26 protein-coding genes and 1 tRNA gene are annotated in these 25,587 nt (G+C 73.9%); 11 read left to right on the top strand and 16 right to left on the bottom strand.

Features of this window, described 5'->3' with window-relative positions:
- Positions 1 to 3: 3 nt before the first annotated feature.
- Entirely contained in the window at positions 4 to 543 is a 540-nt protein-coding gene (locus QRT03_RS06840; protein WP_286051753.1) for a dTDP-4-dehydrorhamnose 3,5-epimerase family protein, read from the top strand.
- Positions 544 to 550: 7 nt separating this feature from the next.
- Here the strand turns inward: QRT03_RS06840 and QRT03_RS06835 are convergent, their stop codons facing one another.
- The 6 genes from QRT03_RS06835 to QRT03_RS06810 all read right to left on the bottom strand — a co-directional run bounded on the left by QRT03_RS06835 (position 551) and on the right by QRT03_RS06810 (position 7,360).
- Positions 551 to 1,576: an NAD-dependent epimerase/dehydratase family protein gene (locus QRT03_RS06835; RefSeq protein WP_286051752.1), complete on the bottom strand. Its 1,026-nt coding sequence runs from the start codon at positions 1,574 to 1,576 to the stop codon at positions 551 to 553.
- Positions 1,577 to 1,601: 25 nt separating this feature from the next.
- Positions 1,602 to 2,243, bottom strand: a complete 642-nt coding sequence (locus tag QRT03_RS06830; protein WP_286051751.1) for a PIG-L deacetylase family protein — start codon at positions 2,241 to 2,243, stop codon at positions 1,602 to 1,604.
- On the bottom strand, positions 2,243 to 3,064 hold the full coding sequence (locus QRT03_RS06825) for a sugar phosphate nucleotidyltransferase (RefSeq protein WP_286051750.1): 822 nt from the start codon (positions 3,062 to 3,064) through the stop codon (positions 2,243 to 2,245). Before QRT03_RS06825 ends, QRT03_RS06830 begins: the two co-directional genes overlap by 1 nt.
- A 25-nt stretch (positions 3,065 to 3,089) precedes the next feature.
- Positions 3,090 to 4,349, bottom strand: a complete 1,260-nt coding sequence (locus QRT03_RS06820; protein ID WP_286051749.1) for a class I SAM-dependent methyltransferase — start codon at positions 4,347 to 4,349, stop codon at positions 3,090 to 3,092.
- A 24-nt stretch (positions 4,350 to 4,373) separates the two neighbouring features.
- A complete protein-coding gene (locus QRT03_RS06815) occupies positions 4,374 to 6,059 on the bottom strand; it encodes a sugar transferase (protein WP_286051748.1) in 1,686 nt (561 codons plus the stop codon).
- Between the two features lie 308 nt (positions 6,060 to 6,367).
- The gene (locus tag QRT03_RS06810) at positions 6,368 to 7,360 is read right to left on the bottom strand and encodes an LCP family protein (protein ID WP_286051747.1); all 993 of its coding nucleotides are present in this window, start codon (positions 7,358 to 7,360) and stop codon (positions 6,368 to 6,370) included.
- A 159-nt stretch (positions 7,361 to 7,519) separates the two neighbouring features.
- Here QRT03_RS06810 and QRT03_RS06805 point away from each other — a divergent pair.
- The 5 genes from QRT03_RS06805 (at position 7,520) to QRT03_RS06785 (ending at position 9,511) form a co-directional block, all read left to right on the top strand.
- Positions 7,520 to 7,590, top strand: a tRNA-Gln gene (locus tag QRT03_RS06805).
- Positions 7,591 to 7,633: 43 nt separating this feature from the next.
- Positions 7,634 to 8,041, top strand: coding sequence for an NUDIX domain-containing protein (locus QRT03_RS06800; RefSeq protein ID WP_286051745.1), 408 nt, complete (start codon positions 7,634 to 7,636; stop codon positions 8,039 to 8,041).
- A 71-nt stretch (positions 8,042 to 8,112) separates the two neighbouring features.
- Positions 8,113 to 8,601: a MarR family winged helix-turn-helix transcriptional regulator gene (locus QRT03_RS06795; RefSeq protein WP_286051744.1), complete on the top strand. Its 489-nt coding sequence runs from the start codon at positions 8,113 to 8,115 to the stop codon at positions 8,599 to 8,601.
- Between the two features lie 117 nt (positions 8,602 to 8,718).
- The gene (locus QRT03_RS06790) at positions 8,719 to 8,964 is read left to right on the top strand and encodes a hypothetical protein (RefSeq protein ID WP_286051743.1); all 246 of its coding nucleotides are present in this window, start codon (positions 8,719 to 8,721) and stop codon (positions 8,962 to 8,964) included.
- Between the two features lie 85 nt (positions 8,965 to 9,049).
- Positions 9,050 to 9,511, top strand: coding sequence for an ATP-binding protein (locus QRT03_RS06785; RefSeq protein ID WP_286051742.1), 462 nt, complete (start codon positions 9,050 to 9,052; stop codon positions 9,509 to 9,511).
- A 20-nt stretch (positions 9,512 to 9,531) separates the two neighbouring features.
- Here the strand turns inward: QRT03_RS06785 and QRT03_RS06780 are convergent, their stop codons facing one another.
- Positions 9,532 to 10,233: a phosphatase PAP2 family protein gene (locus tag QRT03_RS06780; RefSeq protein WP_286051741.1), complete on the bottom strand. Its 702-nt coding sequence runs from the start codon at positions 10,231 to 10,233 to the stop codon at positions 9,532 to 9,534.
- 162 nt (positions 10,234 to 10,395) lie between these two features.
- Here QRT03_RS06780 and QRT03_RS06775 point away from each other — a divergent pair, with 162 nt between their 5' ends.
- From QRT03_RS06775 to pth, 5 genes are all read left to right on the top strand, one after another.
- Positions 10,396 to 12,201 carry a diguanylate cyclase domain-containing protein gene (locus QRT03_RS06775; protein ID WP_286051740.1) on the top strand — a complete coding sequence of 602 codons (1,806 nt, stop codon included), beginning with the start codon at positions 10,396 to 10,398 and terminating at the stop codon, positions 12,199 to 12,201.
- 129 nt (positions 12,202 to 12,330) lie between these two features.
- On the top strand, positions 12,331 to 13,833 hold the full coding sequence (gene glmU / locus QRT03_RS06770; RefSeq protein WP_286051739.1) for a bifunctional UDP-N-acetylglucosamine diphosphorylase/glucosamine-1-phosphate N-acetyltransferase GlmU: 1,503 nt from the start codon (positions 12,331 to 12,333) through the stop codon (positions 13,831 to 13,833).
- 2 nt (positions 13,834 to 13,835) lie between these two features.
- Positions 13,836 to 14,816, top strand: a complete 981-nt coding sequence (locus QRT03_RS06765) for a ribose-phosphate diphosphokinase (protein WP_286051738.1) — start codon at positions 13,836 to 13,838, stop codon at positions 14,814 to 14,816.
- 144 nt (positions 14,817 to 14,960) lie between these two features.
- Complete coding sequence (locus QRT03_RS06760) at positions 14,961 to 15,653, top strand: 50S ribosomal protein L25/general stress protein Ctc (RefSeq protein ID WP_286051737.1); 693 nt, start codon at positions 14,961 to 14,963, stop codon at positions 15,651 to 15,653.
- On the top strand, positions 15,653 to 16,243 hold the full coding sequence (pth, locus tag QRT03_RS06755; RefSeq protein ID WP_286051736.1) for an aminoacyl-tRNA hydrolase: 591 nt from the start codon (positions 15,653 to 15,655) through the stop codon (positions 16,241 to 16,243). The genes QRT03_RS06760 and pth overlap by 1 nt, the downstream gene beginning before the upstream one ends.
- 39 nt (positions 16,244 to 16,282) lie before the next feature.
- On the opposite strand, the gene QRT03_RS06750 is transcribed toward pth, so the two are convergent.
- From QRT03_RS06750 to QRT03_RS06710, 9 genes are read right to left on the bottom strand one after another with little or no spacing between them, the layout of a single operon-like run.
- Positions 16,283 to 17,530 (bottom strand): amidohydrolase, encoded by a 1,248-nt coding sequence (locus QRT03_RS06750; RefSeq protein ID WP_286051734.1) that lies wholly within the window; start codon positions 17,528 to 17,530, stop codon positions 16,283 to 16,285.
- Positions 17,531 to 17,582: 52 nt separating this feature from the next.
- Positions 17,583 to 19,301, bottom strand: coding sequence for a CocE/NonD family hydrolase (locus QRT03_RS06745; protein ID WP_286051733.1), 1,719 nt, complete (start codon positions 19,299 to 19,301; stop codon positions 17,583 to 17,585).
- Positions 19,291 to 20,241: an MBL fold metallo-hydrolase gene (locus QRT03_RS06740; protein ID WP_286051732.1), complete on the bottom strand. Its 951-nt coding sequence runs from the start codon at positions 20,239 to 20,241 to the stop codon at positions 19,291 to 19,293. The genes QRT03_RS06745 and QRT03_RS06740 overlap by 11 nt, the downstream gene beginning before the upstream one ends.
- The gene (locus QRT03_RS06735) at positions 20,238 to 21,161 is read right to left on the bottom strand and encodes an alpha/beta hydrolase (RefSeq protein ID WP_286051731.1); all 924 of its coding nucleotides are present in this window, start codon (positions 21,159 to 21,161) and stop codon (positions 20,238 to 20,240) included. The genes QRT03_RS06740 and QRT03_RS06735 overlap by 4 nt, the downstream gene beginning before the upstream one ends.
- A gap of 3 nt (positions 21,162 to 21,164) precedes the next feature.
- On the bottom strand, positions 21,165 to 22,265 hold the full coding sequence (locus tag QRT03_RS06730) for an FAD-dependent oxidoreductase (protein WP_286051729.1): 1,101 nt from the start codon (positions 22,263 to 22,265) through the stop codon (positions 21,165 to 21,167).
- Between the two features lie 8 nt (positions 22,266 to 22,273).
- A complete protein-coding gene (locus QRT03_RS06725) occupies positions 22,274 to 23,227 on the bottom strand; it encodes a phosphotriesterase family protein (RefSeq protein WP_286051728.1) in 954 nt (317 codons plus the stop codon).
- Positions 23,227 to 24,201, bottom strand: a complete 975-nt coding sequence (locus QRT03_RS06720; protein WP_286051727.1) for a phosphotriesterase family protein — start codon at positions 24,199 to 24,201, stop codon at positions 23,227 to 23,229. Before QRT03_RS06720 ends, QRT03_RS06725 begins: the two co-directional genes overlap by 1 nt.
- Before the next feature lie 32 nt (positions 24,202 to 24,233).
- Positions 24,234 to 24,425, bottom strand: coding sequence for a ferredoxin (locus tag QRT03_RS06715; RefSeq protein ID WP_286051726.1), 192 nt, complete (start codon positions 24,423 to 24,425; stop codon positions 24,234 to 24,236).
- Positions 24,422 to 25,585: a cytochrome P450 gene (locus QRT03_RS06710; protein ID WP_286051725.1), complete on the bottom strand. Its 1,164-nt coding sequence runs from the start codon at positions 25,583 to 25,585 to the stop codon at positions 24,422 to 24,424. The genes QRT03_RS06715 and QRT03_RS06710 overlap by 4 nt, the downstream gene beginning before the upstream one ends.
- Positions 25,586 to 25,587: the final 2 nt, after the last annotated feature.

Below are 25,587 nucleotides of genomic sequence, written 5' to 3'. Positions count from 1 at the left end.
GGCATGGAGGTTCGCACGAGCACGATCGAGGGTGTCCTGGTGTTCGTCCCGACCCCGCACCGGGACGACCGCGGGCTGTTCACCCGCACGTTCGACGCGGCGATCGGGGCGGAGCACGGGGTCGACCTGGGAGCGCTGGCCCAGGACAGCCAGTCGCGGTCGCGGGCGGGGACGATCCGCGGGATGCACGGCCGCCGCGGCGCCGGCGAGGCGAAGCTGGTCCGCGTGGCCCATGGCGCGGTGCACGACGTCCTCGTCGACGCGCGCCGGGAGTCGCCGACGTTCGGCACCGTCGCGTCCTTCCGGCTCGACGACGTCGACTTCCACCACCTCTACGTCCCCGCCGGCCTGCTGCACGGCTTCCAGGCGATCACCGACGCGGACGTCTGCTACCGGATCGACCGGCCGCACGCGCCCGGCGAGGACCTCGGGGTGGCCCACGACGACCCCGACCTGGCCATCTCCTGGCCGGTCGAGGTCACCGCGATCTCGGAGCGCGACCGCACGGCCGGCTCGTGGAAGGACCTGCTCGCGAGCCTGTGAGAGGTCCTCAGACGGGGCGCAGGGTCTCGTCCAGCGTCCCGGCCTCCCGCCGGGCGTGCAGCACGGCGAGCCGGGTGAAGCGCAGGTCGAACGTCTCCTGGGTGAGCCCGCGGGCGCGGTACTCGCGCAGCAGCTCCGCGGCACCGTCGGCGACCGACCAGGCGCAGCGGAACTCCGGCAACGTCTTCTCGATCTTGGTGAAGTCGACGCGGTAGGAGCGCGGGTCGCCGCCGGTCTCGCCGGTGACGATCAGCTCGGCCTCGGGCACGGCGACCTTGACGGCCTCGGCGATGTCACGGACCTGCACGTTGTTGTCGGTGCGGCCGACGTTGAAGGCCTGGGCCCGCACGACGTCGGCCGGGGCCTCCATCGCCGCGATCGCTGCGGAGACGATGTCGCGGCCGTGGCACAGCGGGCGCCACGGCGTGCCGTCGCTCATCACGAGGATCCGCCCGGAGAGCACGGCGTGCCCCACCAGGTTGTTCAGCACGATGTCGGCGCGCAGCCGCGGGGAGAACCCGAACGCGGTCGCGTTGCGCATCGACACCGGCACGAACTCCTCCGACGCCAGGTCCACCAGGTCGGCCTCGACGCGCACCTTGGACTCCGCGTAGGGGGTCACGGGGTTCATCCGCGCCTCCTCGTCGAGCACGTCGTCGGTGCCGGACGCGCCGTACACCGAGCAGGTCGACGCGTAGACGAAGCGGCCGACGCCGGCCTCCTTGGCCAGCCGCGCCAGCCGCGTGGAGGCGTGGTGGTTGATGTCGTAGGTGTGCTGCGGGGCGAGCGACCCGAGCGGGTCGTTGGACAGCGCCGCGAGGTGGATGACGGCGTCGAAACCCTGCAGCTGCTCGACGGTCACGTCGCGCAGGTCGACGGCGAGCGCCGGCGGGTCGGGCTGCTCGAGCTCGCCCAGGATCGAGTCGGCGTACAGGCCGGAGTCCAGCCCCGTCACCTCGTGGCCCGCCGCGGCGAGCATGGGGGCGGCGAGGGTGCCCAGGTAGCCCTGGTGGCCGGTCAGGAGGACGCGCACGGTGGACAGCTCCGATCGATGACGGTCAGACACCCACCAGCAGGCGGGTGGGGTGGAACCCCTCGGCGTAGCGGACACCGGCCTGGACGCCGCGGATCCGCGCGAGACCGCGGAACGCCTCGTCGTCGAACCAGGTCCGGCCGGTCTGCGAGGGGTAGTGCTCGTGCAGCAGGCGGATCTTGTCGTCCACCGCCTCCTGCGACAGCGGCCACAGCAGCGGGGGCTGGGCGAGGTCCGGCTCGGCCTTGAGGATCTCGTAGCCGAGCGCGAGGTGGTCCCGGAACACCGTGGGGACGAGCCGGGCGAGCTCGCGGTGGTCCTGGTGGTCGTCGGCGCGGTGCCCGCAGAGCACGAGGTCGGGCTCGCAGGACCGCCGGAAGGACTCCAGGGCCTCCTTGGCCCACTGCCAGTGGTGCGGCAGCCGGCCGTCGGGCAGGTCGAGCACCGTGACCTCGAGGTCGGCGGCCGGGCAGAACGCGTCGAGCGCCTTGCGCTCCTCGGCCTCCCGGTCGGTGCCGGCCCCGGACAGCACGAGCGCGCGGACCCGGATGCCGGGCCGGGCCCGGCAGATCGTCAGGACCGTGCCGCCCGCCCCGATCGCGATATCGTCGCAGTGCGCGCCGAGCAGCACCAGCTCGTCGAGCCCGTCCGGGACCAGGCGACGCATCAGGTCTGCAGCTCCTGGGTCACGAGGCTCTCCAGCGGCGTCATGTCCGGCTCCTTCTCCCAGAGCATCCAGGGCCGGGTGCCCGCGCGGTAGGAGGCCTCGAGCTGGTTGCGTTCCTTGAGCGTGTCCGCCGGGAGCCAGAAGCCCTCGTACGGGTAGCCCATCAGCTTCCCCTCGGCCGCCAGCGCGGTACAGGCGTCGCCGACCAGGTCGCCGTTCTCCGGGATGCGGTCGATGACCGACGGCCGCAGGACGAAGTAGCCGCCGTTCTCCCGCACGCCCATGTCGGTGACCGGGTGGATCGAGGTGATGCGGTCGTCCTCACCGGACTCCACGATGTGGAACACCGCCTGCGGCAGCACGGCGAGCAGCGCCGCCTCGGCGTCCGAGTCCGAGAACCGCTTGACCATCTGGTCCAGCGGCGCATCGGTGAGGACGTCCGCGTAGTTCGCGAGGAACATCTCGTCGCCGTCGACGAGGTGGCGCACCCGCCGCAGCCGCTCACCGATGGGCGACTCGAGGCCGGTGTGGACGAAGTGGATCGTCCAGTCCGCGATGTCGGAGCCCCCGAGCTCGATCGAGCCCTCCCGCAGGACGAAGTCGTTCGACTCCGTCTCGCGGTAGTTGAGGAAGTAGTCCTTGATGTGGTGCGAGCCATAGCCCAGGCACAGGATGAACTCCTTGTGCCCGAAGTGGGCGTAGTAGCGCATCACGTGCCAGATCAGCGGGCGCGGACCGACCATCTGCATCGGCTTGGGGACGTCGGAGTCCCCATCCCGCATCCGCATGCCGAATCCGCCGCAGAACAGGACGACCTTCACTGCAGTTACTTCCTTCTCCGTCGACTCAGGCAGAGGTGCTGCCGGGCTCCACGACCTCGAGGGTCGGGATCGGGAACACGAGCTTGCCGCCCCAGTCCGCGACCGGCGCCAGCTGGGCCGTGATCTCGTCGCGGAGGTTCCACGGCAGCACGAGCACGTAGTCGGGCCGGTCGGCGTCGATGCGTTCCGGCGGGTGGATCGGGATCCGCGTGCCGGGCGTGTACCGCCCGTGCTTGTACGGGTTCCGGTCCACGGTGTAGCCGAGCAGGTCGGGACGGATGCCGCAGTAGTTCAGCAGCGTGTTGCCCTTGCCCGGCGCCCCGTAGCCGACGACGGTCTTGCCGGCGTCGGCGGCGTCGATCAGGAAGCGCATCAGGTCGTTCCGGATGCGCGAGACCTCGCGGGCGAACCCGGCGTGGCCCTCGACGGTGTCCAGCCCCGCCTTCGCCTCCTCGGCCAGGACCTGCGCGACGGCGGGTGAGGCCGGCTCCGCGAGCTCGCTGGGGCGCGCCCACAGCCGGATGGACCCGCCGTGGGTGGGGACCAGCTCGACGTCGACGAGGTCGAGGCCGCCGGACGCGAGCGCCCGGATCGCCGTGCCGACCGTGTAGTACTGGAAGTGCTCGTGGTAGATCGTGTCGAACTGGCGCAGGGCCACGAGGGTCAGCAGGTGCTGCACCTCGATCGACACCCAGCCGTCGTCGGCCACCATCGCGCGCAGGCCCTTCGTGAAGCCCACGACGTCGGGGATGTGCGCGTACACGTTGTTCGCGACGACGAGCGCGGCCGGCCCGTGCTCGGCCCGCACGGCCGCGCCGGTCTCCGGGGAGAGGAACGCGGTGACGGTCGGGACGCCCTTGTCCCGGGCGGCCTGGCCGACGTTCACGCTCGGCTCCACGCCGACCGCGCGCATCCCGTCCGCGACGACGTGCTGGAGCAGGTAGCCGTCGTTGGACGCGGCCTCGACCACGAGCGAGTCGGACGTCAGCCCGGCCCGTGCGGTCGCGGCGGTGACGAAGCGGCGTGCGTGCTCCACCCACGACGTCGAGAACGACGAGTAGTACGCGTACTCGGTGAACGTCTCGTCCGGGTCGATCAGCGGGGGCAGCTGCACCAGCAGGCAGTTCCGGCACACCCGGGGGTGCAGCGGGAACGTCGGCTCGGGGGCCTCGAGCGCCTCCGCCGTCAGGAAGAGCTCACAGGGGGGCGTGGCCCCGAGGTCGACGAAGCTCTCCAGCTCCGTCGACCCGCAGAGGCGACAGGACAGTGCGGGGGCGGCAGTCATCTCGTCCAGAATCCCAGGCCCGTGTCAGTAGGCCCCGTCACCCCGGAAGACGGCCGAGACCGTCTTCCACAGGATGACCAGGTCCATGGCGGGCGACCAGTTCTCCACGTAGCGCAGGTCCAACCGGACCGACTCCTCCCACGACAGATCGGATCGGCCGCTGACCTGCCACAGACCCGTCATGCCCGGCCGCACCAGGAACTTGCGCTTGGCGGCGTCGGAGTAGGCGTCGACCTCTCCGGGCAGCGGCGGGCGGGGCCCGACCAGCGACATCGAGCCCCCGACGACGTTGAACAGCTGCGGGAGCTCGTCCAGAGAGTAGCGGCGCAGCATCGAGCCGATGCGCGTCACCCGGGGGTCGCGGCGGAGCTTGAACAGCGGGCCCGACCCGTCGTTACCGCCCGCGACGACCTGGGCACGCAACCGGTCCGCGTCCGGGACCATCGAGCGGAACTTGACCATCCGGAACGTCCGGCCGCGCAGCCCGACGCGCGTCTGCCGGTAGAACACCGGGCCGCCGTCGAGCTTGACGAACAGCGCGATGAGCAGGAAGACGGGCGCGAGGGCCAGCACGAGCGCGGTCGACGCGGCGCGGTCGAAGAGCAGCTTGCCGATCCGCGGGACGCCCGAGAGGCGCGGCTCGGTGAGGCGCAGCAGCGGCAGCCCGTCCACCGGGGCGACGTGCAGGCGGGGTCCGGCGACCTCCATCAGACCGGGGTCCACGACGAGCTCGGAACCGGTGCCCTCGAGGTCCCAGGCGAGGCGGTGCAGCCGCTTCGGGCTCCAGCCGGGGGTCTGGGCGACCGCGACGACGCCGAAGCGGCCGGTGCGCACGGAGGAGGGCAGCGAGTCCAGGTCGCCGATCACCGGGACCCCGGCGACGTGGCCCTGCCCCTCCTCACCCAGTCCGGTCGGGGTGCAGGCACCGGTGACGACCCAGCCGATGTGCGCGACCCGGCGGGTGCGCTCGATCAGGTCGCGGACGGACTCCTCGGTGCCGATCGCGAGGACCGGCAGCAACCCGCGGCCGCGCTTGCGCGCCTGGTGCAGCCAGCGGCGCAGGGTGTAGCGGCCGGCCATGGACAGCAGGCCCGCGACCGGCAGGATCCCGAAGACCCACGGCCGCACGCCGGTGCGCTCGAGCACGAGTCCGGCCAGCGCCAGGATGATCGCCGCGCTGACGTACGCGCGCATCAGCCGGCTCCACTCCTCCGAGCCCTGACCGAGGACCCGGGGGTCCCACGCGCGTGCCGCGCCGATCGCCATCGGCACGAGCACCATGCAGACCCCGGCGAGGACCCACGGGTTCGTGCCCGAGGAGCCGGTGCCCGCACCGAAGTTCGCCAGGGCGCCCAGCGCCGCGCAGATCGCGAGCACCAGCAGGTCGCTCGCGGCGACCGACAGCGCGAACTTCGACTGCCAGCTCGTGGCGGTGGCGACGCTGCCCGGCTGACCGGGGGCCTCGTCGTCCCAGATGCGGATGAAGCCCGGTGCCGTCGGGTCCGGGTCGACGAACGGCTCGGGTGCCGGCGTCGCCTCCCCGGCCGCCGTCGGCGAGGCCGTCGCCCCGACGGTGCCTACGGGTCGAGCTCCGCTCCGCTGCGTCTCCGGTCCCGCGGGTCGAGCTCCGCTCCGCTGCGTCTTCGGTCCCGCCGGGATCTCCCCGGTGTCACCCGGATCGGTCCGACCGTCGAGCTCGGTACCGCTCACGCGTTCGCCCCTGTTCTGAGCGCCGGGACGCGGCCCACCGACCGCGTGCCCGTCGCCCGACGTCGCTCGTCGCCCGTGCGGTGGTGTGGGAGGTCGGACGGGTGATCGGGACGCGTCCCTCGTGCCTCGTCCACCCGCCCACCTCCTTCGCACGGCGTCCGCCCTCGGCAGGCGGATCGGGTCCTCCACCACGAAGGACGCGCGTGCGCCGGGCGGGTTGCGCGCCGATCCCGGGCGTGAAACAGGTCATGCCGGGACCGGCCGGTTCCTGACGGGGATCAACGACCGGGGCCGCCCGCGGTCACGGGTCAGCGCGGCGCCGTGACCGCCTGCGACGGCCCGTTCTGCGCGAGCCAGTCGCCCACCCGCCCGTCGCGCAGCGCCGCGAACAGATCCGTCGCGGACGGCGCGAGGAGCTGCGTCGGACGGCCCTGGTCGCCCGGTGCGCCCGCGGCCGCGATCGGCGCGGTGACGAAGGTGATCGTGTCGCCGCGCATCGTCGCGATGTCCGTCCCGAGCCGCAGGATCGACCAGACACCCATGCTGTCGTCGAAGCCGACGGACCCCGAGAGGTCGACGATCGTGCCCGGGAGCGCGAACGGGCTCGCGTGGGCGGCGCCGGTGAGCAGGCCGCGCAGCACGTTCTGCTCCCGGGCCACGCGGCTCGCCTCGTTGCCGGGCTCGTCGGCCACCCGGAGGTAGGCCAGGGCCTGCGCCCCGTCGAGGTGGACCAGGGGCGCGCCGCCGGTGGTGGGGGCGGCGACGCCGACGTCGATCCCGCCGAACCGGTCGACCAGGCTGCGGAAGCCGGGGAAGTCGACGGTCGCGAAGTGGTCCACGCGGACGCCCGTCAGCCCCTCCACGGCCTGCACGAGCCCGGTCGGCCCCCCGCTCACGAGGGCCGACCCCAGCGGCCCCGGACCCCGCCCGGGGACGGGGGCGAGGGAGTCGGCGCTGATCCCGATCACCTGGGCGCTCGCGCGGTCGGGCGCCACGCGCACCACCTGGATGGTCCGCCCCGCGATCGGGCTGCCGAGGAACGCACGGGTCGGCGACCCGCCGTCGGTGCCGACGAGCAGGTAGGTCTGCGCGCCGTCCGGGGCGGGCGCCGGGCGCGAGCTCTCCGGGATCGGCCCGAAGACGTCCGGGTAGCGCACGGTGCGGCCGACGACGTGCGTGCCGACCGCGAGGACGGCGACGACGACCGCGACCGCGATCACGGCGATGACGACGAGCGCCCGGTGGGCGCGGCGCCGACGCCGCTGCTGGGGGCCCGGACGGCTGACGGTGGTGTTGGTCACGCTCCTCGGACGACGGTCCCCCGGTCCACTGACGGCGCGTGACGCAACGATGACGTCACGTGAGGTCACGGATGGGGCACGACGACGGCGGCGGCGTCCCGCCGGAGCCCGGGTGAGGGGCGTGTCACCATGGGACCGGGCCCGACGGCGTGGGCCCGGTCCGCCGTGGTGTAAGGGCAACACCTCGGATTTTGGTTCCGATGATCCTGGTTCGAATCCAGGCGGCGGAGCGGTACGCCACGCGCCGGGCGAGGACGACGAGGAGGTGGCGCCGTGGAACGGCGCCGCGTGCCCGCGGCCGGCGCGGTGGTCCGCGACGCCGAGGGGCGCCTCCTGCTGGTGCGGCGCGGCCGCCCGCCCCAGGCGGGCCGGTGGACGCTCCCGGGCGGACGCGTCGAGGCCGGCGAGTCGCCCGCTGCCGCCGCGGCCCGCGAGGTGGCCGAGGAGACCGGGATCGTCGTGGAGGTCGGCGGCGAGTGGCTCGTCCTCGAGCGACCGGGGCCGGACGGTGTGGTCTTCGAGATCCACGACTTCGTCGCCACCGCCGTCGGCGGGGAGCTGCGTGCGGGGGACGACGCCGCGGACGCCGCGTGGTTCACCCGCGCGGAGATGGGCACCCTCGAGCTGACGACGGATCTGTTCGGCATCCTCGAGAGGGCAGGACTGTTGCCCGAACGGTGACCTTCCGTTTCCGGACGGATTCGGACCGTGAGCGCGCCCCGGATCGGCCCGACTGCGTTTACCCTGGTGGGATGACGACGGCCGAGGCTGGGACGGGCACGCAACCGTTCACGATCGACGGGCAGCTGTGCTTCGCACTGCACTCCGCCTCCCGGGCGATGACCGCCTGCTACCGCCAGGGCCTCGACGCCCTCGGGCTGACCTACAGCCAGTACGCCGTGATGTTGGTGCTCTGGCAGTACGAGGCCGTGTCCATGGGGTTCCTCTGCGAGCAGCTGCACCTCGACTCGGGCACCCTCTCGCCCCTGCTCAAGCGCCTGGAGAAGCAGGGCCGGGTGACCCGCCGTCGGCGCCCGGAGGACGAGCGCACGCTGGAGATCGCCTGCACCGAGGAGGGCCGCGAGCTCTACGACCGGGCCCGGCTCGTCCAGCGCGACGTCGAGCGCGCGACCGGGATGAGCGCCCCCGAGCTCGCCGACCTGCGCGGCCGGCTCGACGAGCTCGCGGAGCGGCTCCGCGCCGCGACCACCCTGCAGGAGCAGCGGGCCGCCGGGGCCTGACCCCGGCGCACGGCCGTCCGACCGGACGGGCTCTTGCCTCGCCGATCGGTCGCGGGCAACCTGATCGGGTCACGCCCGCCGTCGGGGGGCGCCGAGCCGCGCCGGGAGCAGTCGCCGATGAGCACGCCCGCCCGCCTGACCGGGGCCTCCGCCACCCGCTGCCCCGTCTGCGCCCGCGCGGTCACCCCGGACGCCGACGGCACCGTGCGCGTCGTGGGCCTCGCGCCGCGCGAGGCGCCGCGACTGTGGGTGTGGGGGCCGGCGGTGGTCCACGACGAGTGCCGCTACGACGTGCGGACCCCGCTCGACGACCGCACCGGCTACCTGCCCGTGGAGCAGCGCGTGCGGACGACGGGCACGTGAGCGGACCGCGGTTTCCCCACCGACGGGCCGGGGTAGTAGACGGGGTCACTCCGTCACTCCGTGCCCCTCGGGAGTCGAGAGCTCAGTGTCCTCGCAGGCCCCGCCCGACCTCGACCTGACCGCCGAGGCCGCGCCGCCGCAGGTCGGCGCCTTCCGCCGTGCGCTGCGCCGGTGGCTCGGCGAGGCCCTGGACTCCGCCGGGCCCGACCCGGGCACCGAGGACGAGCTGGCCGACCTGGCCGACGACCTGGTCCTCGCGACCAGCGAGGCGCTCGAGAACGTCGTCGACCACGCCTACGCCGCCCGGGGGGAGCCCGGCGCGATGTCGCTGCGGGCGGAGCTGCGCGACGGCACGGTCGCGGTGGTGGTCACCGACCACGGCCAGTGGCGCGAGCCACCGTCGGGACCCAGCTCGCGGGGCCGGGGCCTCGCGATGATGGAGCGTCTCGCCGAGACCAGCGTGGACCGCGGCGAACCGGGCACGGTGGTCACCCTGCGGCGCCGCCTGCCGTCCGGGGCGCACGAGCGGTCCGCCGCCCAGGCCTGACGACCGGACCGACGTGGGGATCAGCGCAGGGCGGGCAGCCGCCGGGTGATCTCGTCGTCGGGCGTGTGCTCGGGCTCGGCGAGATCGGCGAAGGCGTCCACGGCGAGCGCGGCGAGGGGCACGACGGCCGCCACGACCCCGAGGGCCCCCAGCACGTCGCTCGGGTCGTGCACGTCGCGGCCGACCAGGCTCACCCCGACGGCCACCACCAGCAGGCCGAGCGCCGTCACCGCGGTCGCCCGGGTGCGGCGCGCGAGCTGAACCGCGGAGAGGACGAGCACGGCCGCGACCCCCGCGAGCGCGGCGACAGCGGTGGTGTGTCCGCTGGGGAAGGCCAGCTCCCCGCCGCGCGTGCGGCCGACGATGGGCTTGAGGACGAGCGAGGTGGTCACCATCGCCGCGGGCGGGGCCACCAGGACCAGCGCGAGTCCGCGCCCGCCCCGGGTCCGCCAGGCCGCGGCGGAACCGAGCAGGAGCAGCAGCGCGACCGGGACGGGATCCCCGAGCGCGCCGAGCGCGTCGCCCACGACGGCCGCGGGTCCGTGGTGCATCGGGACGAGCGCGGCGAGCGCGCGGTCGGTCCGGCCGGGCCCGTCCCGGCCCGCGGCGTGGACCGCGAGCGCACCGACGACCACGATGCCGGTCCCGACGACGAGGGCGACGGCCCGGCGGGCGCTCCCCGGGATCAGCCGATCACCGACCTCGGTACGACCGTTCGCCAACGCTCGACCCCTCTCTGCTCGTGTCCCGGACCCGGCGGGAGCCGTCGGCGTCCGCATGTGCAGAATCCGGGGTGACGACGCGCGACGACTCCTCTGCGCTCCGTGACCGGACGGTCGGCGGAGCCCGGAGGGGTAACGCCGGTGGGGGTCCAGGGGGTGCGGGTGACACGGACGGACGGTCGTGACCGCCCCTCCCCGGCGGGTGCGGTCCTCGCGGGCGCGCTCGCGCGGCCCGAACACGCCCCACGGGAGAGCGTGATCGCCCATGCGCGCGCCGTGGGCGCCCGGGCCGCCCGGGTCCCGCACCCCGGCCGCGGGACCGACATCGCGACCCTCGTCGATCTCGTGCGGAGCAGCCGGCGACGGGACCCGGCCACGCGGGCGGTGCTCCTGCGCGAGACCGCGGCCGCCCTGCTCGCCGTCCGCGGCGGCGGCGACGACCCCAGCCCGACGGGGTCCGGCACCCTCGACGACGGCGGACCCTCCCCCGTCGACACCGACGCGGCGGAGCGGACCCTCGACGAGCTGGTCGCCGTGGTGTCCGAACACGGGCTGACGTTGTTCGCGGTGGACGCCGAGGCGCTGCTGGCCCGCCGCGCCCTGCTCGCCGACGACGAGGAGTCCGCGCTGGCGGCGGCGACCCGCGCGCTCACGAGCCTGGACGAGCAGTCCGCCGTCGACCACGCGCCCACCGCCCGCGAGCACCGCGGGAACCTGCAGGACACCTACCGTCTGGTCGCCTCGACGCTCGCCGCCCTCGGTCTGCACGAGAACGCCCAGCCGCTGCTCACGCGGGCCCGGGTGATCGCCGAGGACGACGGCGACCTGATCGCCGCGGCGCGCTGCGAGCACGAGCTCATCCGGGTCCTGGCCGCCTGGGGCCTGCGGCTGCAGCGCGCCGGACGCGACGGGGCACCGCTGCTCGAGGAGGCCGGCCACCGCGCCGGGGCCCTCCACGCCGAGCCGGCCCTGCTCGGCCCCGAGCACCGGCGGGCGCTGCGCGCGGTCGTCACGCTCGTGCGGCACACCGGCCCCCGGCTCCGGACGCCTGCGGAGGCCGCGGCCCGCGCCCGCGGGGACGTCGAGGCCCTCGGTCCCGCCGACCGGTCGTGCGCCGGGCTGTCCGACCACCTGCTCGTGGCGCTCGCCCGCGCCCGGTCCCTCGTGCTCGCCGGACGCCCCGACGAGGCCGCGGCCGGCCTCGCCGCGGTGCGCGACCGGCGGCCGCGCGGCGAGCCCGGCCTCGCGCTCGCCGTGAGCCGGGAACTCGTGCACGTCGCGACCGACCACCTCGGCGGTGTGCCCGGTCGCCGGGCGCTGCGGGACTACACCGCCGACCTCGAGCGCGAGCTGTGGACGCTGCAGCAGGCGCGGGTCCTCTCGCTGCGGACCCGCATCGCCCACGAGCAGCTTCGCCGCGAGCACGGCGAGGTCGCCGCCCAGGCCCGGACGGACCCCCTGACCGGGCTGCCGAACCGGCGTGCGCTCGACGACACCCTCGCCGACCACCTGACCACGGTCGCCAGCCGGGCCGGTTCGGCGCTCGCGATCGCGATGGTCGACGTCGACCGGTTCAAGACGATCAACGACCGGGTCTCGCACGCACGCGGCGACGAGGTGCTGCGTCTGGTCGCCGAGACCCTGCGGCGCTGTCTGCGCGCGGACGACCTCGTGGCCCGCTACGGCGGCGACGAGTTCGTCGTCGTCCTCCCCGGGAGCTCGGAGTCCGACGCGCGGGCCGCCCTCGAGCGGGCCGCCCGCGCGGTCGCCGACGTGCCGGTCGGGGACGGGTCGCAGGTCTCGCTGTCGGTCGGGGTCGCGGGCACCGTGCACTCCGGGATCACCCCGGGGACCCTGCTCGCCCGCGCGGACCGCGCGATGTACGAGGCCAAGCGGGGCGGCGGGAACGCGGTGATCCTCGACGAGAGCACGGACACGCCCGCGGACGGGCTGGTCGTCGGCGGCTGATCGGTCGACGGCGCAGCGCCGACCCCGTGGGTCCCCGGACGCGCGCCGGGTGGGAGAATCCAGGAGCCGGTGCCCGGGCACCGTGCCCGTCGACCAGCACCCCGCCGCCCCCACAGGAGCCGAGAGCCGATGCCGCCGACCCCCACCGCGGTCGTCGTCCTCGCCGCGGGTGAGGGCACCCGCATGCGGTCGGCCACGCCGAAGGTCCTGCACCCGGTCGGCGGTCGCAGCCTCCTCGGGCACGCGCTGCACGCCGCCGCGGGCGCCGCGCCCGAGCACCTCGTCGTCGTGGTCGGGCACGGGCGCGAGGAGGTCGGCACGCACTGCGCGCAGGTCGGCGCCGAGCTCGGGCGGGACGTCCGGACCGCGGTGCAGGACCGGCGCCGGGGCACCGGGCACGCCGTGGCCTGCGGCGTCGACGCCCTCCCCGCGTCCGCCTCCGGCACCGTCCTGGTCTCCTACGGCGACGTCCCGCTGCTCGACGCGTCGACGCTGCGCGCCCTGGTCGCCGAGCACGACGACGCCGGCCACGCGGTCACGCTGCTCACCGCCGAGATGGAGGACCCGACCGGCTACGGCCGCGTGGTGCGCGACGAGAAGGGCGGCGTGACGGCGATCGTCGAGCAGGCCGACGCCTCGCTCGACCAGCTCGCGATCACCGAGGTCAACTCCGGGGTGTACGCGTTCGACCTGGAGGTGCTGCGCGCCGCACTCGCCGAGCTCGGCACCGACAACGCCCAGGGCGAGCTCTACCTCACCGACGTCGTCGCCACGGCGCACCGCGACGGCCTCGGAGTGGGCGCGGTGGAGCTCGAGGACCCGTGGCTGGTGGCCGGGGTGAACGACCGGGTGCAGCTCGCGGCGCTCGGCGCGGAGCTCAACCGCCGCGTGGTCGAGCGGGCGATGCGCGCCGGGGTCACCGTGATCGACCCGCACACGACGTGGGTCGACGTCGGCGTCCGGCTCGAGCGCGACGTCACCCTGCTGCCCGGCACCCAGCTGCACGGCACGACGGTGGTCGCCGAGGGCGCCACCGTCGGCCCGGACACCACGCTCACCGACGTCACGGTCGGGGCCCGGGCCTCCGTCGTGCGCACGCACGGGAGCAACTCGACGGTCGGGCCGGAGACCTCCGTGGGCCCGTTCGCCTACCTGCGCCCCGGCGTGGAGCTGGCCGAGCGGGGCAAGATCGGGACCTTCGTCGAGGTCAAGAACTCCAGCATCGGGCGCGGCTCCAAGGTGCCGCACCTGACCTACGTCGGCGACGCGACGATCGGCGAGGGCAGCAACATCGGCGCGTCCAGCGTCTTCGTCAACTACGACGGGGTGGCCAAGCACCGTAGCGTGGTGGGCGACCACGTCCGGACCGGCAGCGACAACACCTTCGTGGCGCCCGTCAGCATCGGTGACGGCGCGTACACGGGGGCGGGCACCGTGGTCCGCGGAGACGTCCCCGCGGGCGCCCTCGCGGTGTCGTCGGGACCGCAACGGACGATCGAGGGCTGGGTGGAACGCAGGCGTCCCGGCACGGCGGCGGCCGAGGCCGCGGGCCGGACGCAGGCGGATCCGTCCGCAGGGGGACCGGGCGGGTCGGCATCGGCGCCCGACCGCCGTGACCAGGAGGAGCAGTAGACGTGAGCGCAGTGTCGTCGACCCCGAAGAAGAACCTCATGCTCTTCTCGGGGCGGGCCCACCCGGAGCTCGCCGAGGAGGTCGCGAAGGAGCTCGACGTCACGATCACCCCGCAGTCGGCGTACGACTTCGCCAACGGCGAGATCTTCGTCCGCTTCGAGGAGTCCGTGCGCGGCTGCGACGCGTTCGTGCTGCAGAGCCACACTCAGCCGATCAACCAGTGGCTCATGGAGCAGCTGATCATGATCGACGCGCTGAAGCGGGCGTCGGCCAAGCGGATCACCGCGGTCGTGCCGTTCTACGGCTACGCGCGTCAGGACAAGAAGCACCGCGGCCGCGAGCCCATCTCGGCGCGTCTGGTGGCCGACCTGCTCAAGACCGCGGGTGCGGACCGGATCATGACGATCGACCTGCACACGGACCAGATCCAGGGCTTCTTCGACGGACCGGTCGACCACCTGCTGGCCAACAAGGTCCTGGCCGAGCACCTGCGCGACGCCTACTCGGGCGAGGACCTCGCGGTCGTCGCGCCCGACTCCGGCCGCGTGCGGGTCGCGGAGAAGTGGGCCGACACCATGGGTGGCGTCCCGCTGGCGTTCATCCACAAGAGCCGCGACAAGACCCGTCCGAACGAGGTCGTCGCGAACCGGGTCGTGGGTGACGTCGAGGGGCGCTGCTGCATCCTCGTCGACGACATGATCGACACCGGCGGCACGATCGCGAAGGCCACCGAGGCCCTGCTCGCCGACGGTGCCTCCGACGTCGTCATCGCCGCCACCCACGGCGTGCTCTCCGGACCCGCCGTCGAGCGGCTCTCCAGCTGCGGGGCCCGCGAGGTGATCGTCACCAACACCCTGCCGATCCCGGACGAGAAGCGGTTCCCGGGCCTCACGGTGCTCTCGATCGCCCCGCTGATCGCCCGCGCGGTGCGCGAGGTGTTCGAGGACGGGTCGGTCACGAACCTCTTCGACGGCAACGCCTGACCCACCCGTAGACTGTTCCCGATCCACTTCGGCGAGGGCCGGGACCACCCGGCCGTGATCGACGCGGTGAGCATCCCGGCGTGATCCGCCGTGGTGCCCGGCGTCGTCCGCCGTGCCGCACCATCGCAGGAGCTACGAGAAGCCATGGCCGACGTCAAGATCGCCGCCGAGAACCGCACCGAGTTCGGCAAGGGCGCCGCGCGCCGCACCCGCCGGTCGGGTCGGGTCCCCGCCGTCCTCTACGGGCACGGCACCGACCCGGTGCACCTCTCCTTCGACACCGTCGAGTTCGCCGCCGTCATGCGCGAGAACGGCCGCAACGCCGTCCTCACCGTGACCGGGGTCGGCAAGGAGCAGCTCGCGCTGACCAAGAGCGTCGTGCGCGACCCGATCAAGGGCTACATCGAGCACGTCGACCTCGTGGTCGTCCGTCGCGGCGAGAAGGTCACCGTCGACGTCCGCGTCGTCACGGTCGGCGAGGCCGGCGCGGGCACCCTCGTGTTCCAGAACGAGGACACGCTGTCCATCGAGGCCGACGCGCTGAACATCCCCGAGGAGATCTCGGTCGTCATCGAGGACGCCGAGATCGGCACGCAGTTCCTCGCCGGCGACATCCGCCTGCCCGACGGCTCCACGCTGCTCTCCGACCCCGAGCTCCTCGTCGTGAACGTCACCGAGGCGCCGACCGAGGACGCCATGGAGGAGGAGCTCGACACCGAGGGTGCCGGTGTCGAGGAGGACGCCCCCGAGGACGAGGCCGCCGAGGACTCGGAGTCCGGTGCGTCCGCCGAGGCCACCGAGGGCGCGACCTCCGACGAGACCTCCGACGAGAGCTGATGTCCTTCCCGACGACGGGTCCGGCGGGCCCGGTGCTCGTCGCCGGGTTGGGCAACCCGGGGGCCGAGTACGACGGCACCCGGCACAACGTGGGGTTCGCGGTCGCCGACGTGCTCGCCGGGCGCGTCGGCGGCCGCTTCTCCGCGCACCGCAAGTCCGGCGCGGACGTCGCCGAGGGCCGCCTGGTCGGGCGCAGGGCGGTCCTGGTCAAGCCGCGTGGCTACATGAACCTCTCCGGCGGCCCGGTGACGAACGCCCTGCGCTTCTTCTCCGTGCCGACCGAGGACCTGGTCGTGGTGCACGACGACCTCGACCTCGAGTTCGGCGTCGTCCGGCTCAAGCGCGGCGGCGGCGAGGGCGGCCACAACGGCCTGCGCTCGATCTCGAAGTCCCTCGGCACCAAGGACTACCTGCGGGTCCGCTTCGGCATCGGCCGCCCGCCCGGCCGCCAGGACCCGGCGGACTACGTCCTGAAGCGGTGGAGCGGGGCCGAGCGCAAGGAGCTCGACGTCTCGCTCGAGGTCGCGGCCGACGCCGTCGAGGCGCTGCTCACCGAGGGACTCGAACCGGCACAGAACCGGTTCCACTGACCTCCCGGTGCCGATGACACCCCGTCGAGTGCCCGGGGCTCAGCGCGCCAGCCAGGCTCCGGCCGCCGTCACGAGGGCCTCGACGCCGGTGCGGACGGTGGGGTCGAGGACGGGCGCGAACTGCGGGCTGTGGTTGGTGGGCAGCTCGCCGAGCCGCCCGTCGCGGGCCGCCTCGGCGTAGGTCTCCGGATCGAGGCCGCCGACGAACCAGAACACCGACGGCGCACCCCAGGCCCGGCCGAGCACACCGAAGTCCTCACTGGCCGACGACGGGCCGGTGGACTGCACCCGCGAGTCGTCGAAGTTCTCGCGGAAGGACTCCAGCACCCGGTCGACGGCCGCAGGATCGTTGTCGGTGAGCTCGTAGGTCTCCACCGGGGTGATCTCCGGCTCGCGCGGCGCACCCGCGGCCTCGGCCTCCGCGGCGACGATCCGACGGATCGCCTGCTGGGCCCGGGTCCGCACGCCCTCGTCGTAGCAGCGCAGGTTCAGCCCGATGACGGCGTCGTCGGGAATGACGTTCTCCTTGCTGCCGGCCTGCAGCATCCCGATCGTGAGGACGGCGGGCTCGTTCATCCCGAGCTCGCGGGACACGACGGTCTGCAGCCGCAGCACCGTGGACGCGGCCACGACGACCGGGTCGACCGCCGCCTCCGGCATCGAGCCGTGCGCACCCCGGCCGAACATCCGGATGCGCCAGACGTCCGAGGCCGAGGTGATGATGCCGGGCCGGGTGCTCAGCACGCCGGCCGGCGCGGGCATCACGTGCTGGCCGAGGACGACGTCCGGGGTCGGGACGCGGTCGACGAGGCCGTCGTCGACCATCGCCTGCGCCCCCGCGCCGATCTCCTCCCCCGGCTGGAACACCGCGACGACGGTGCCCGACCAGGCGTCACGCCGGGCCGCGAGCTGCGCGGCCGCCGCGGCGAGCCACGCGACGTGCATGTCGTGCCCGCAGGCGTGCGCCACCGGGGTCTCCCGGCCGTCGTCGTCGGTCGCGGTCGCCGTGCTCGCGTAGGGCAGGCCCGTGGCCTCCCGCACCGGCAGCGCGTCCATGTCCGCCCGCAGGGCGACGGTCGGCCCGTCGCCGTTGCGCAGCACCCCGACCACGCCTGTCGTCCCGACCCCGGTGGTGACCTCGAAGCCGGCGTCGGACAGGCGCGCCGCCGCGAGGCCGGCGGTCCGCTCTTCGCGCATCGAGAGCTCGGGATGCGCGTGCAGGTCGGTGTAGAACTCCCGCGCGCCGTCCAGCAGCCCGTCGATCCCGTCCAGCATCGCGTCCGTCATCGGACCTCCTCGCCCGTCGTCACCCCGGGCGTTCCCCGGCCGTGGGCCCGTCTCACGTTCCCGTCGTGAACGGCAGGACGAGCCGCGACGGGTGCCGGGCGTCGCGGTGGACCCGGTGGGTCACCGGGCGACCGACGGGCAGGTGGAACGCGTCCGGCGGCAGCAGCGCGTTGTGGGCGTCCGCGAGCGGCTCGGCGTTGGACAGTTCCACCACGAGGCGGTGCCCGGGCCGGAACACCGTCGCGAACGGGTAGAGCCGCACCACGTACTCCTCGACCACGCCGGGCTCGACCGGCACGGCCCGGGTGTGCGGGTGGTACGGGTCGCCCTCGGTGGTCCGGTCGTCCAGCTCGCGGTGCGACGCCTTGAGGTAGCCCGTGGTGACCAGCTGCCGGTGCCCGTCCGGGGCGGCGTCGAACAGCCGCAGGATGATGTTGGTGTCGGGCTGGTCGATCTCGAGGAAGAGGTGTGCGGCCCCGGTCCCGATCATCTCGGTGGCCTCGCGGAACGGGGCGGTCCGCCAGCTGATCACCTCGACGAGGTTGGTGACGGTGAGCGGTGCCTGGTAGAAGCCGTCCGGGGCGGCGTGGTCGGGGCCCATCGGCTCGGGCTCCGGCGTCAGGCCCCCACGGGGCCGTAGGTGCAGCGAGCGGTAGTCGATCTCCTTCGGCGGCCACTGCTCGGCGGTGACCACCTCCGGCGAGCCCTCGACGGACACGCTGACGGCGGGGGTGTCCATCACGCCGTTGTCGACGCCCTTGAGCCAGTACTCGTACCAGCGGAACATCTCGTCGTGCTCCTCGACCCAGGGGCGCGACTGCATGGGCGGGTACGGCCCGACGACGAGCTTCTTCGGGCCCTGCAGGACCTCGAAGAGTTCGAGGTGGCCGTCGACCGTCCAGCCCCGGCCCTGGTTGATCTGCAGGTACACGGGGACGTCGATGTCGCGGGCGAGGTTGACCGGGTTCCGCTCCTCGTACCAGTCGCCGTCGACCTCGTTCAGGACGATGTCGAACCAGGCCTCGTGGTGGGTCGGGTAGTGCAGGAGATGCACGAGGTTCGGCCAGGCGGCGATGTCGGGATCGGCGAGGCGCTCGGCGACGCGCTTCGCGATCTCCTCGGGCGAGTACGCCTCGAGCATCCGCGACCGCATCCGGTCGGTGAACGCCCAGCCCGAGTCACCGCCCCGGCCCTCGCGGGCGGCGCGCGGCATGAACCACAGGATGCCGCCGTGGTACGTGGTCTCGTAGAAGTCGTAGTGGCCGCCGCTGACGAAGATCGCCTTCAGGTGCGGGGGCCGCTCGGCGGCGGCGAGGATCTGCATCGAGCCGAAGTAGGAGATGCCGATCATCCCGACGTTGCCGTCGCACCACGGCTGGGCGGCGACCCACTCGATGACGTCGTACGCGTCCTCGCCGAGGGACACCCCGCCGGCGTTGTAGTTGCCGACGTGCTCACCCTCGGACGCGCCCGAGCCGCGGACGTCGCCGATGACGTGCACGTAGCCCTCGGCGACCACCCGGGCGATGTCGCCGGCCTCGATGCAGCCGTCCCACAGCGGGCTCGGCCGGAGCTGCGGGGGCATCGTCAGCGCGAGGGCCTGCAGTTCCTTGCCGTAGGGACTCAGCGCGACCAGCGCCGGCCGGGGCTCGTCGTCGGTCCCGGCGTAGGCGTCGGCGGCGAGCACGACGCCGTCGCGCATCGGGACGCGCAGGTCCTTGCGGACGGTGATGCCGGGGTGGGTGTCCAGCCGGCGCGGGTCATCGGACATGAGCGGCTCCTCGCTCGTGGTGCCGGCGGTAGCCGTGCAGGGTGGTGAAGAACGGGGACGGGTCGCGACGCGGGTCCTGGTCGTAGGCGAGGTCCGCGGCGACCGGCTCGAACGGGGAGTACACGGAGTCGGTGTCGTGCAGGCCTGCCGCGAGGCAGCTCGCGGCGGAGGCGGCGATGCTCGCCTCGCGCTCGAGGCTCTCCCCCAGCGCCCGCCGCGCCTGACCGGCGTCGAGCTCGACGCCGTAGGGCACGCCGCCCGCGTCGCGGTAGGGGTGCCCGAGGAAGAGACGACGGGGACGGACCTCGTCACGCAGGGACTCCAGGCTCGCGCGGTAGGCGTCCGGGTCGGCGTAGCCGGGGAAGCCGTTCGCGGCGCCGCAGACCTGCACGGCGTCGCCGACGAACACGTCGTCCTGACCGTCGACGACGTAGGCCACCGACCCGGCCGTGTGGCCGGGCGTGTGGTGCACCGACACCGACACCCCGCCGCCGAGGGGCAGCGACTCGCCGCCGCGCAGCAGCACCGTCGGCTCCATCTCCCCGGAGATGACGGCCTCGGCGGTCCGTGCCTCCCGTTCGATGCCCTCGGGATCGCGCAGGTACCGGTGCCGGACGGCGGCGTAGAGGTCGGCGTGAGCGCGCCGAGAGCGCAGCAGCGGCGCATCGGCCTCGTGGATGACCACCCGGGCACGCCGCCCGGTCATCTCCCACAGGGCGTGGGCACCGCCGAGGTGGTCGATGTGACCGTGGGTCAGCAGGATCCAGCGGATCTCCGAGACGTCGCGGCCGAGCGCCGCCAGCGCCGGCGCCAGCCCCTCGGCCGGGGACGTCGCGATGCCGGTGTCGATCACCGCCGGTTCGGGGGCGTCGAGGAAGAAGCTGTACAGCCCGAACCGGCCCCACGGCGAGACGACCGGGTGCACGTCCACGGCGCTCATCGGCGCCCCAGGAAGGCGGCGGTCTCCTCGAAGACCTGCGCGTACTCGGGCAGCCAGGAGAAGTGCTGGACGAAGCCGTGGCCCGCGCCGGGGTACCGACGGACCGACACCTCGACGCCGGCCTCCTGCAGCCGTCGGGCGTAGAGCTCGCCCTCGTCGCGGAGTGGGTCGTGCTCCGCGGTCACGACGAGCGCGGGCGGCAGCCCGGTCAGGTCCGCGCGCTTGACCGGGGAGACCCGCGGATCGTCGGGATCGGCGCCGCTGCGCAGGTAGAAGGCATTGAAAGGGGCCAGGCCCGCCGTCTCGAGCCCGTACCCGACCGCGTTCTCGCGCAACGACGGGTACCGGTCGACGTCGAAGTCGAGGTCCAGCGACGGATAGAACAGCACCTGGTGGGTCACGTGAGCGGCCCCGGCGTCCTGGTCCGTCGCGGCGACGACCGCGGCGTAGTTGCCGCCGGAGCTGTCACCGGCGACCGCGAGGGTCGTGCCGTCCCACCCCAGCTCGTCGCCGTGCTCCGCAGCCCAGGCGACGACGGCCAGGCAGTCCTCGAGCCCGGCAGGGAAGGGCGCCTCGGGAGCGCGCCGGTAGTCGACGGCGAGCACCGTGAGTCCGGTCGCGGCCGCGAGCGCACGGGCGACGTGGTCGTGGGTCTCGAGGCTGCCGAGGAAGAACGCGCCCCCGTGCAGGAAGATCAGCAGTCCGTGGCGGTCGCGCCCGTCCGGGGTGTAGACGCGGACCGGCACCTCGCCCTCCGGCCCGGACACGACGAGATCGTCGACCGCGTGCACCGGCGTCCGGTCCCCGGGCGCGGGGACCTGGTCCTCCTCGGCCGCGCGGAGGGCGATCGGATCGGGTGGGCCCGACGGCGGGCGGGGCAGGTCGGCGAGGGCCTCGGCGATGCGGGGGTGCAGGGCCACGGGTCAGGCCCCGCGCTTCTGGCCGGGGAAGACGTCGTCGAGCTCGTCCTCGCTCCAGCCCTGCCGCGAGATGCGCTGCAGCTCGTCGGTGACCGGCTTGCGGGTCGCCTGGTACGCGGCCAGCGCGGCCGGGACCGTGTCCTCGTCGCGCAGGGCGTCGACCAGCGCGCCGGCGTCGAGGATCGCGGAGTTCGCGCCCTGCCCCTGGTGGTGGAGCATCGCGTGCGCGGCGTCGCCGAGCAGGACCACGGCGTCGGTGTGCCAGTGCGGGACCGGCTCGATGTCGTACACGGCGCGGATGTTGACGGCGTCCATGTCCAGGCCGCGGGCGATCGCCACGATGCGCTCGTCGAAGCCCTCGACGGTGGCGACGAGCTCGTCCTTGCTCACCGCGGGCGACCAGGACCCGTCCGGATTCAGGCAGGTGATGTCGAACGAGAGCCCGTCGCGGTGGCGCAGCGGCAGCAGGTAGACCTTCGTGCCGCGGCCGATGTACATCCGCAGGTTGTCGTCGACGACCGTCCCGTGGGCGTCGCCGACGCCGATCACGACGCGGTAGGCGTGTTCTCCGGCGAACACCGGCTCGCCGCCTCCGAAGAGCTGCCGGCGGACCGTGGAGCGGATGCCGTCGGCGCCGATCACGAGGTCGGCGGTGGCGGTGGTCCCGTCGGCGAAGGAGAGGACCGGGCGGTCGCCGGAGTCGTCGACGTCGGCGAGCTTGCGACCGAGCTGCACGATGCCCTCGGGGAGCACCCCGAGCAGTGCCTCGATGAAGTCGCCGCGGTGGATCAGATGGGTGTGGGTCGTGACGTCGTAGTCGTCCATCCCCGGCCACGAGTCCTTGACGATCGGCTCGCCGGTGGCCGTCAGGATCTCGAAGTAGTCGCTCGGGGAGCTCACGGCGTCGATCGCGTCGAAGACGCCCCACTGCCGGAAACGGTCCATCGTCGAGGGCCGCAGCCCGATGCCTGCGCCGACCTCGCGGGTCGTGCCGGCCTGCTCGTGGACGGTGACGTCGGCGCCGAGCAGGCTCAGTCCCTTCGCGACGGCCGCGCCGCCGTAACCCGCGCCGACGACGGCGACGGTGAGGTCCGTGATGTCCATGGTGGTCCTCAGCTCCGGATCGACAGGAAGTCGGCGGGGTTGTCGACGAGCAGCGTCGTGATGACGGCATCGTCGACACCCGCGTCCCGCAGGTCCGGGATCAGGTCGGTGAACAGGTAGTTGACGGTGTGGCCCTTGACGCCGGGCCAGCCCAGCGGGCTGCAGTTCGCGTCGGCGGAGACGAGCAGCTGACCGAGGTGACCCCGCTCGAGCAGGCTCAGGAAGTGGTCCAGCCGTTCCTTCCGCGGCCGGGCCCAGAACGGCGGGTCGGGCAGCTCGGTCTCGTAGCCGAAGGTGTCGAACCCGATCCGGCCGCCGCGCGCGAGCAGCCACTCGTGCGGGGTGATCGACGAGTTCGGCCCGTCGTCGGCGTGCCCGAACAGCACGCGGTCCAGGGGCAGCCCCTCCTCGCCGAAGATCGCGACGGCGGGCTCGGGGTCGATCGCCAGGTGGGTCAGGATCGGGACGCCGGTCTGCACGGCGGCCCGCGCGGCGGCGCGGTAGATGCGCCGGTCGAGCGCGGTCATCCGTCCACCGCGGCTGACGCCGACCTTGATCACCCCCGCTCGCGCGCCGGTGCCGCCGATGCCCACCGTGATCTCGTGGACGAAGTGCCGGGCCAGGTACTCGACCGTGGCCCGGGCGAAGTGGGGCAGCGCGGTGTCGCCGCCGACGAAGCCCGTGCAGGCCACGATGTGCACGCCGGTCTTCGCGGACAGGGAGCGGTAGTGGTCGACGTCGCGGCCGTTGCAGATGCCGGTGACGTCGACGAACGTGCCGCCGCCGTGCTCGTGGAACTCCCGGAGCTTCGGGACGGTCTCGGCGTAGCGCTCCTCGGGGATCTTCCACCACGTGGAGTCGAGCTCGGAGCCCGGCATGCCGTAGCCGATGTGCTCGTGGACGGCGACGACGCCGAGCTCCGCGGCGGGGATCGCGCCGAGGACGGTGTTGACGCGGGACATCAGGCCTCCTCTCCGGGACGGACGGTCAGGAGGTCGCGCGGGTTCTCGACGACGAGCCGGTGCACGGTCGGCTCGTCGAGCCCGCTCGACCGCAGCAGCGGGACGAGTCCCTCGAGGACGGCCGCGAGCGGGCGCTCGTCGTCGGGAAGGCCCTTCGCGACGCCGATCGCGCCGGTCGAGAGCAGGACCCGGCCGGCGTGACCGTCGGCGACCAGCGCGAGGACGAGGTCGGCCCGCTCGCGGTCGGTCAGGTGCTCGTCGTCGTCGGCGCCGACGTGGTCGAGCACGACGGACGCCCCGCGCCGCACGACGGCCAGGACCGTCTCGCGGGCGACGTCGCGGCGGTCGAGGCCGGCGACGGCCACCCGCTCGGCGGCCACGCCCTCCTCCAGGACGATCTCCAGGTCGCCGAGGGCGTCGTCGCCGGGACACACGGCGACCGGCACGCCGGTTGCGCGGGCGGTGCGGGCGGCGCCGCGCAGCAGGCTCTCGTCGGTGGCCGTGCGGCCGATCCTGGTCACGGCCGTGACGACGAGGCCGGCCGGGGCACGACGCTCGACGCGGGGGACGGCCATGCCCGCCGTGACCTCGGCGCCGAACAGCGCGGCGAACCGGTCCGCGGGCCAGGGCGTGGGCGGGTTGGTCTGCGGCGTGAGGAAGTAGCCGCCGAGCAGCTCCTCGGGCCCCATCCCGGTGGAGGCGACGACGTGGACGCCGGTCGAGCGGCTCAGCGCCTCGAGCAGCGGCAGGTCACGGCCGTGGAACATGCCGGTGACGTCGACGACGGTGCCGCCGCCGGCGTTGCGGAAGTCGGTGAGCTTCTTCGCGAGCGTCTCGAAGATCTCGGCGCGGTCGATCGTGACGTCGAAGGCGTGCTCCGCCCCGGGCAGCACCGACAGCAGCGACTCGTGGACCGCGACGGCCCCGAGCTGGTCGGCGGGCACCGGGCCGAGCACGGTGTGGACGGTTCTCACGGCAGGGGTCCTCTCGGTTCTCGGCGGGATGGTCACGGCTCGACCCGCAGGGCGGCGACCGGGCACACACGGGCCCCGTTCTCGGCGGGCCGACGCAGGCCCTCGGGGACGGTCTCGTGCCGGACGACGACCACCGCCTCGTCGTCCAGGTCGTAGACCTCGGGGGCGACGTCGGCGCACAGGCCGTGGCCCTCGCAGCGGCCGTGGTCGGCGACGATCCTCATGCGGGCACCAGCTCGAGGACGCCGAGCCGCTCGAAGCCGCGGGTGATGTTGTGCGGGACGCGGTGCGCGTCGCCGAGGACGATGCGGCCCACGCGCTCGGCGAGGGCGGTGATGACGGCGTGCGCCTCGAGCCGGGCGAGGCCCTGGCCGGCGCAGCCGTGCGGGCCGTAGCCGAAGGACAGGTGGTCGACCGGGTTCCGGTCGACCCGGAACTCGTCCGGGGCGTCGTAATGGCGCGGGTCCCGGTTGCCCGCGCCGAACAGGATCGCGACCTGGGCGCCGGCCGGGAGGACGACGCCGTCGAGTTCGACGTCGCGCGTGACCACGCGTCCCCAGGCGTGCACGGGCGCCCAGTACCGGAGCACCTCGTTGAACGCGGACGGCGCGAGTGCGGGGTCCTCGCGGATGCGGTCGAACTGCTCGGGATGTGCCGCGAACAGCGCGACGACGTTGCCGAGTGCGGCGACCGTCGTGTCGACGCCGGCCCCCAGGTACTGGTGGATGATGTGGCCCGCGGTCCCGGGCGGGATGTCGCCGCGGGCCTCCGCGTCGACGATGCCGCGGCCCACGGACCCCGATACCAGGTCGTCGGCGGTGACCGCGGAGCACCAGCCGTAGAGCTCGCCCGCGATCGGGAAGCTCTCGGCGGTCCGGTGGTTGAGCGGGCCGATGACCTGCATCGCGGCCCGGCCCCAGCGGAGCATGTTCGTGCGGACCGACCCGGTGAAGCCGATCAGGTCCGCGACGACCTCGAGCGGGAAGGCCCGGGCGAGCGCGTCGACGGCGTCGAACGACCGCTGCTCGACCAGGTCGTCGACCAGCGCCCGGGCCTTCGTCTCGATCGTGGCGCCCAGCCCGCGCAGGGCCCGGGGCGACAGGTTGCGCGCGAGCGTCGCCCGCAGCGCGGCGTGGTCGGGCGGGTCCGATGCAAGCGAGGTGCCGGCCAGCGCCTCGTTGACCATCGGGTTGAAGCCGATGGAGCGCGACGAGAAGGTGCCGGGGTCGCCGAGCACCCTCCGGACGACGTCGTAGCGCGTGAGGACGTGGACGTCGTTGGCGGGCAGGTGCACCACCCCGCCGAGCTCGCGGAGCCGCGCGTAGTGCGGGTACGGGTCGAGCAGGACCTCGTCGTCGAAGAGGTCGATGTCGTCACTGGTCACGG

Source organism: Actinomycetospora termitidis (assembly GCF_030286555.1).
GTDB classification, from domain to species: domain Bacteria; phylum Actinomycetota; class Actinomycetes; order Mycobacteriales; family Pseudonocardiaceae; genus Actinomycetospora; species Actinomycetospora termitidis.
This window is presented reverse-complemented; position numbering and strand designations above follow the sequence as displayed.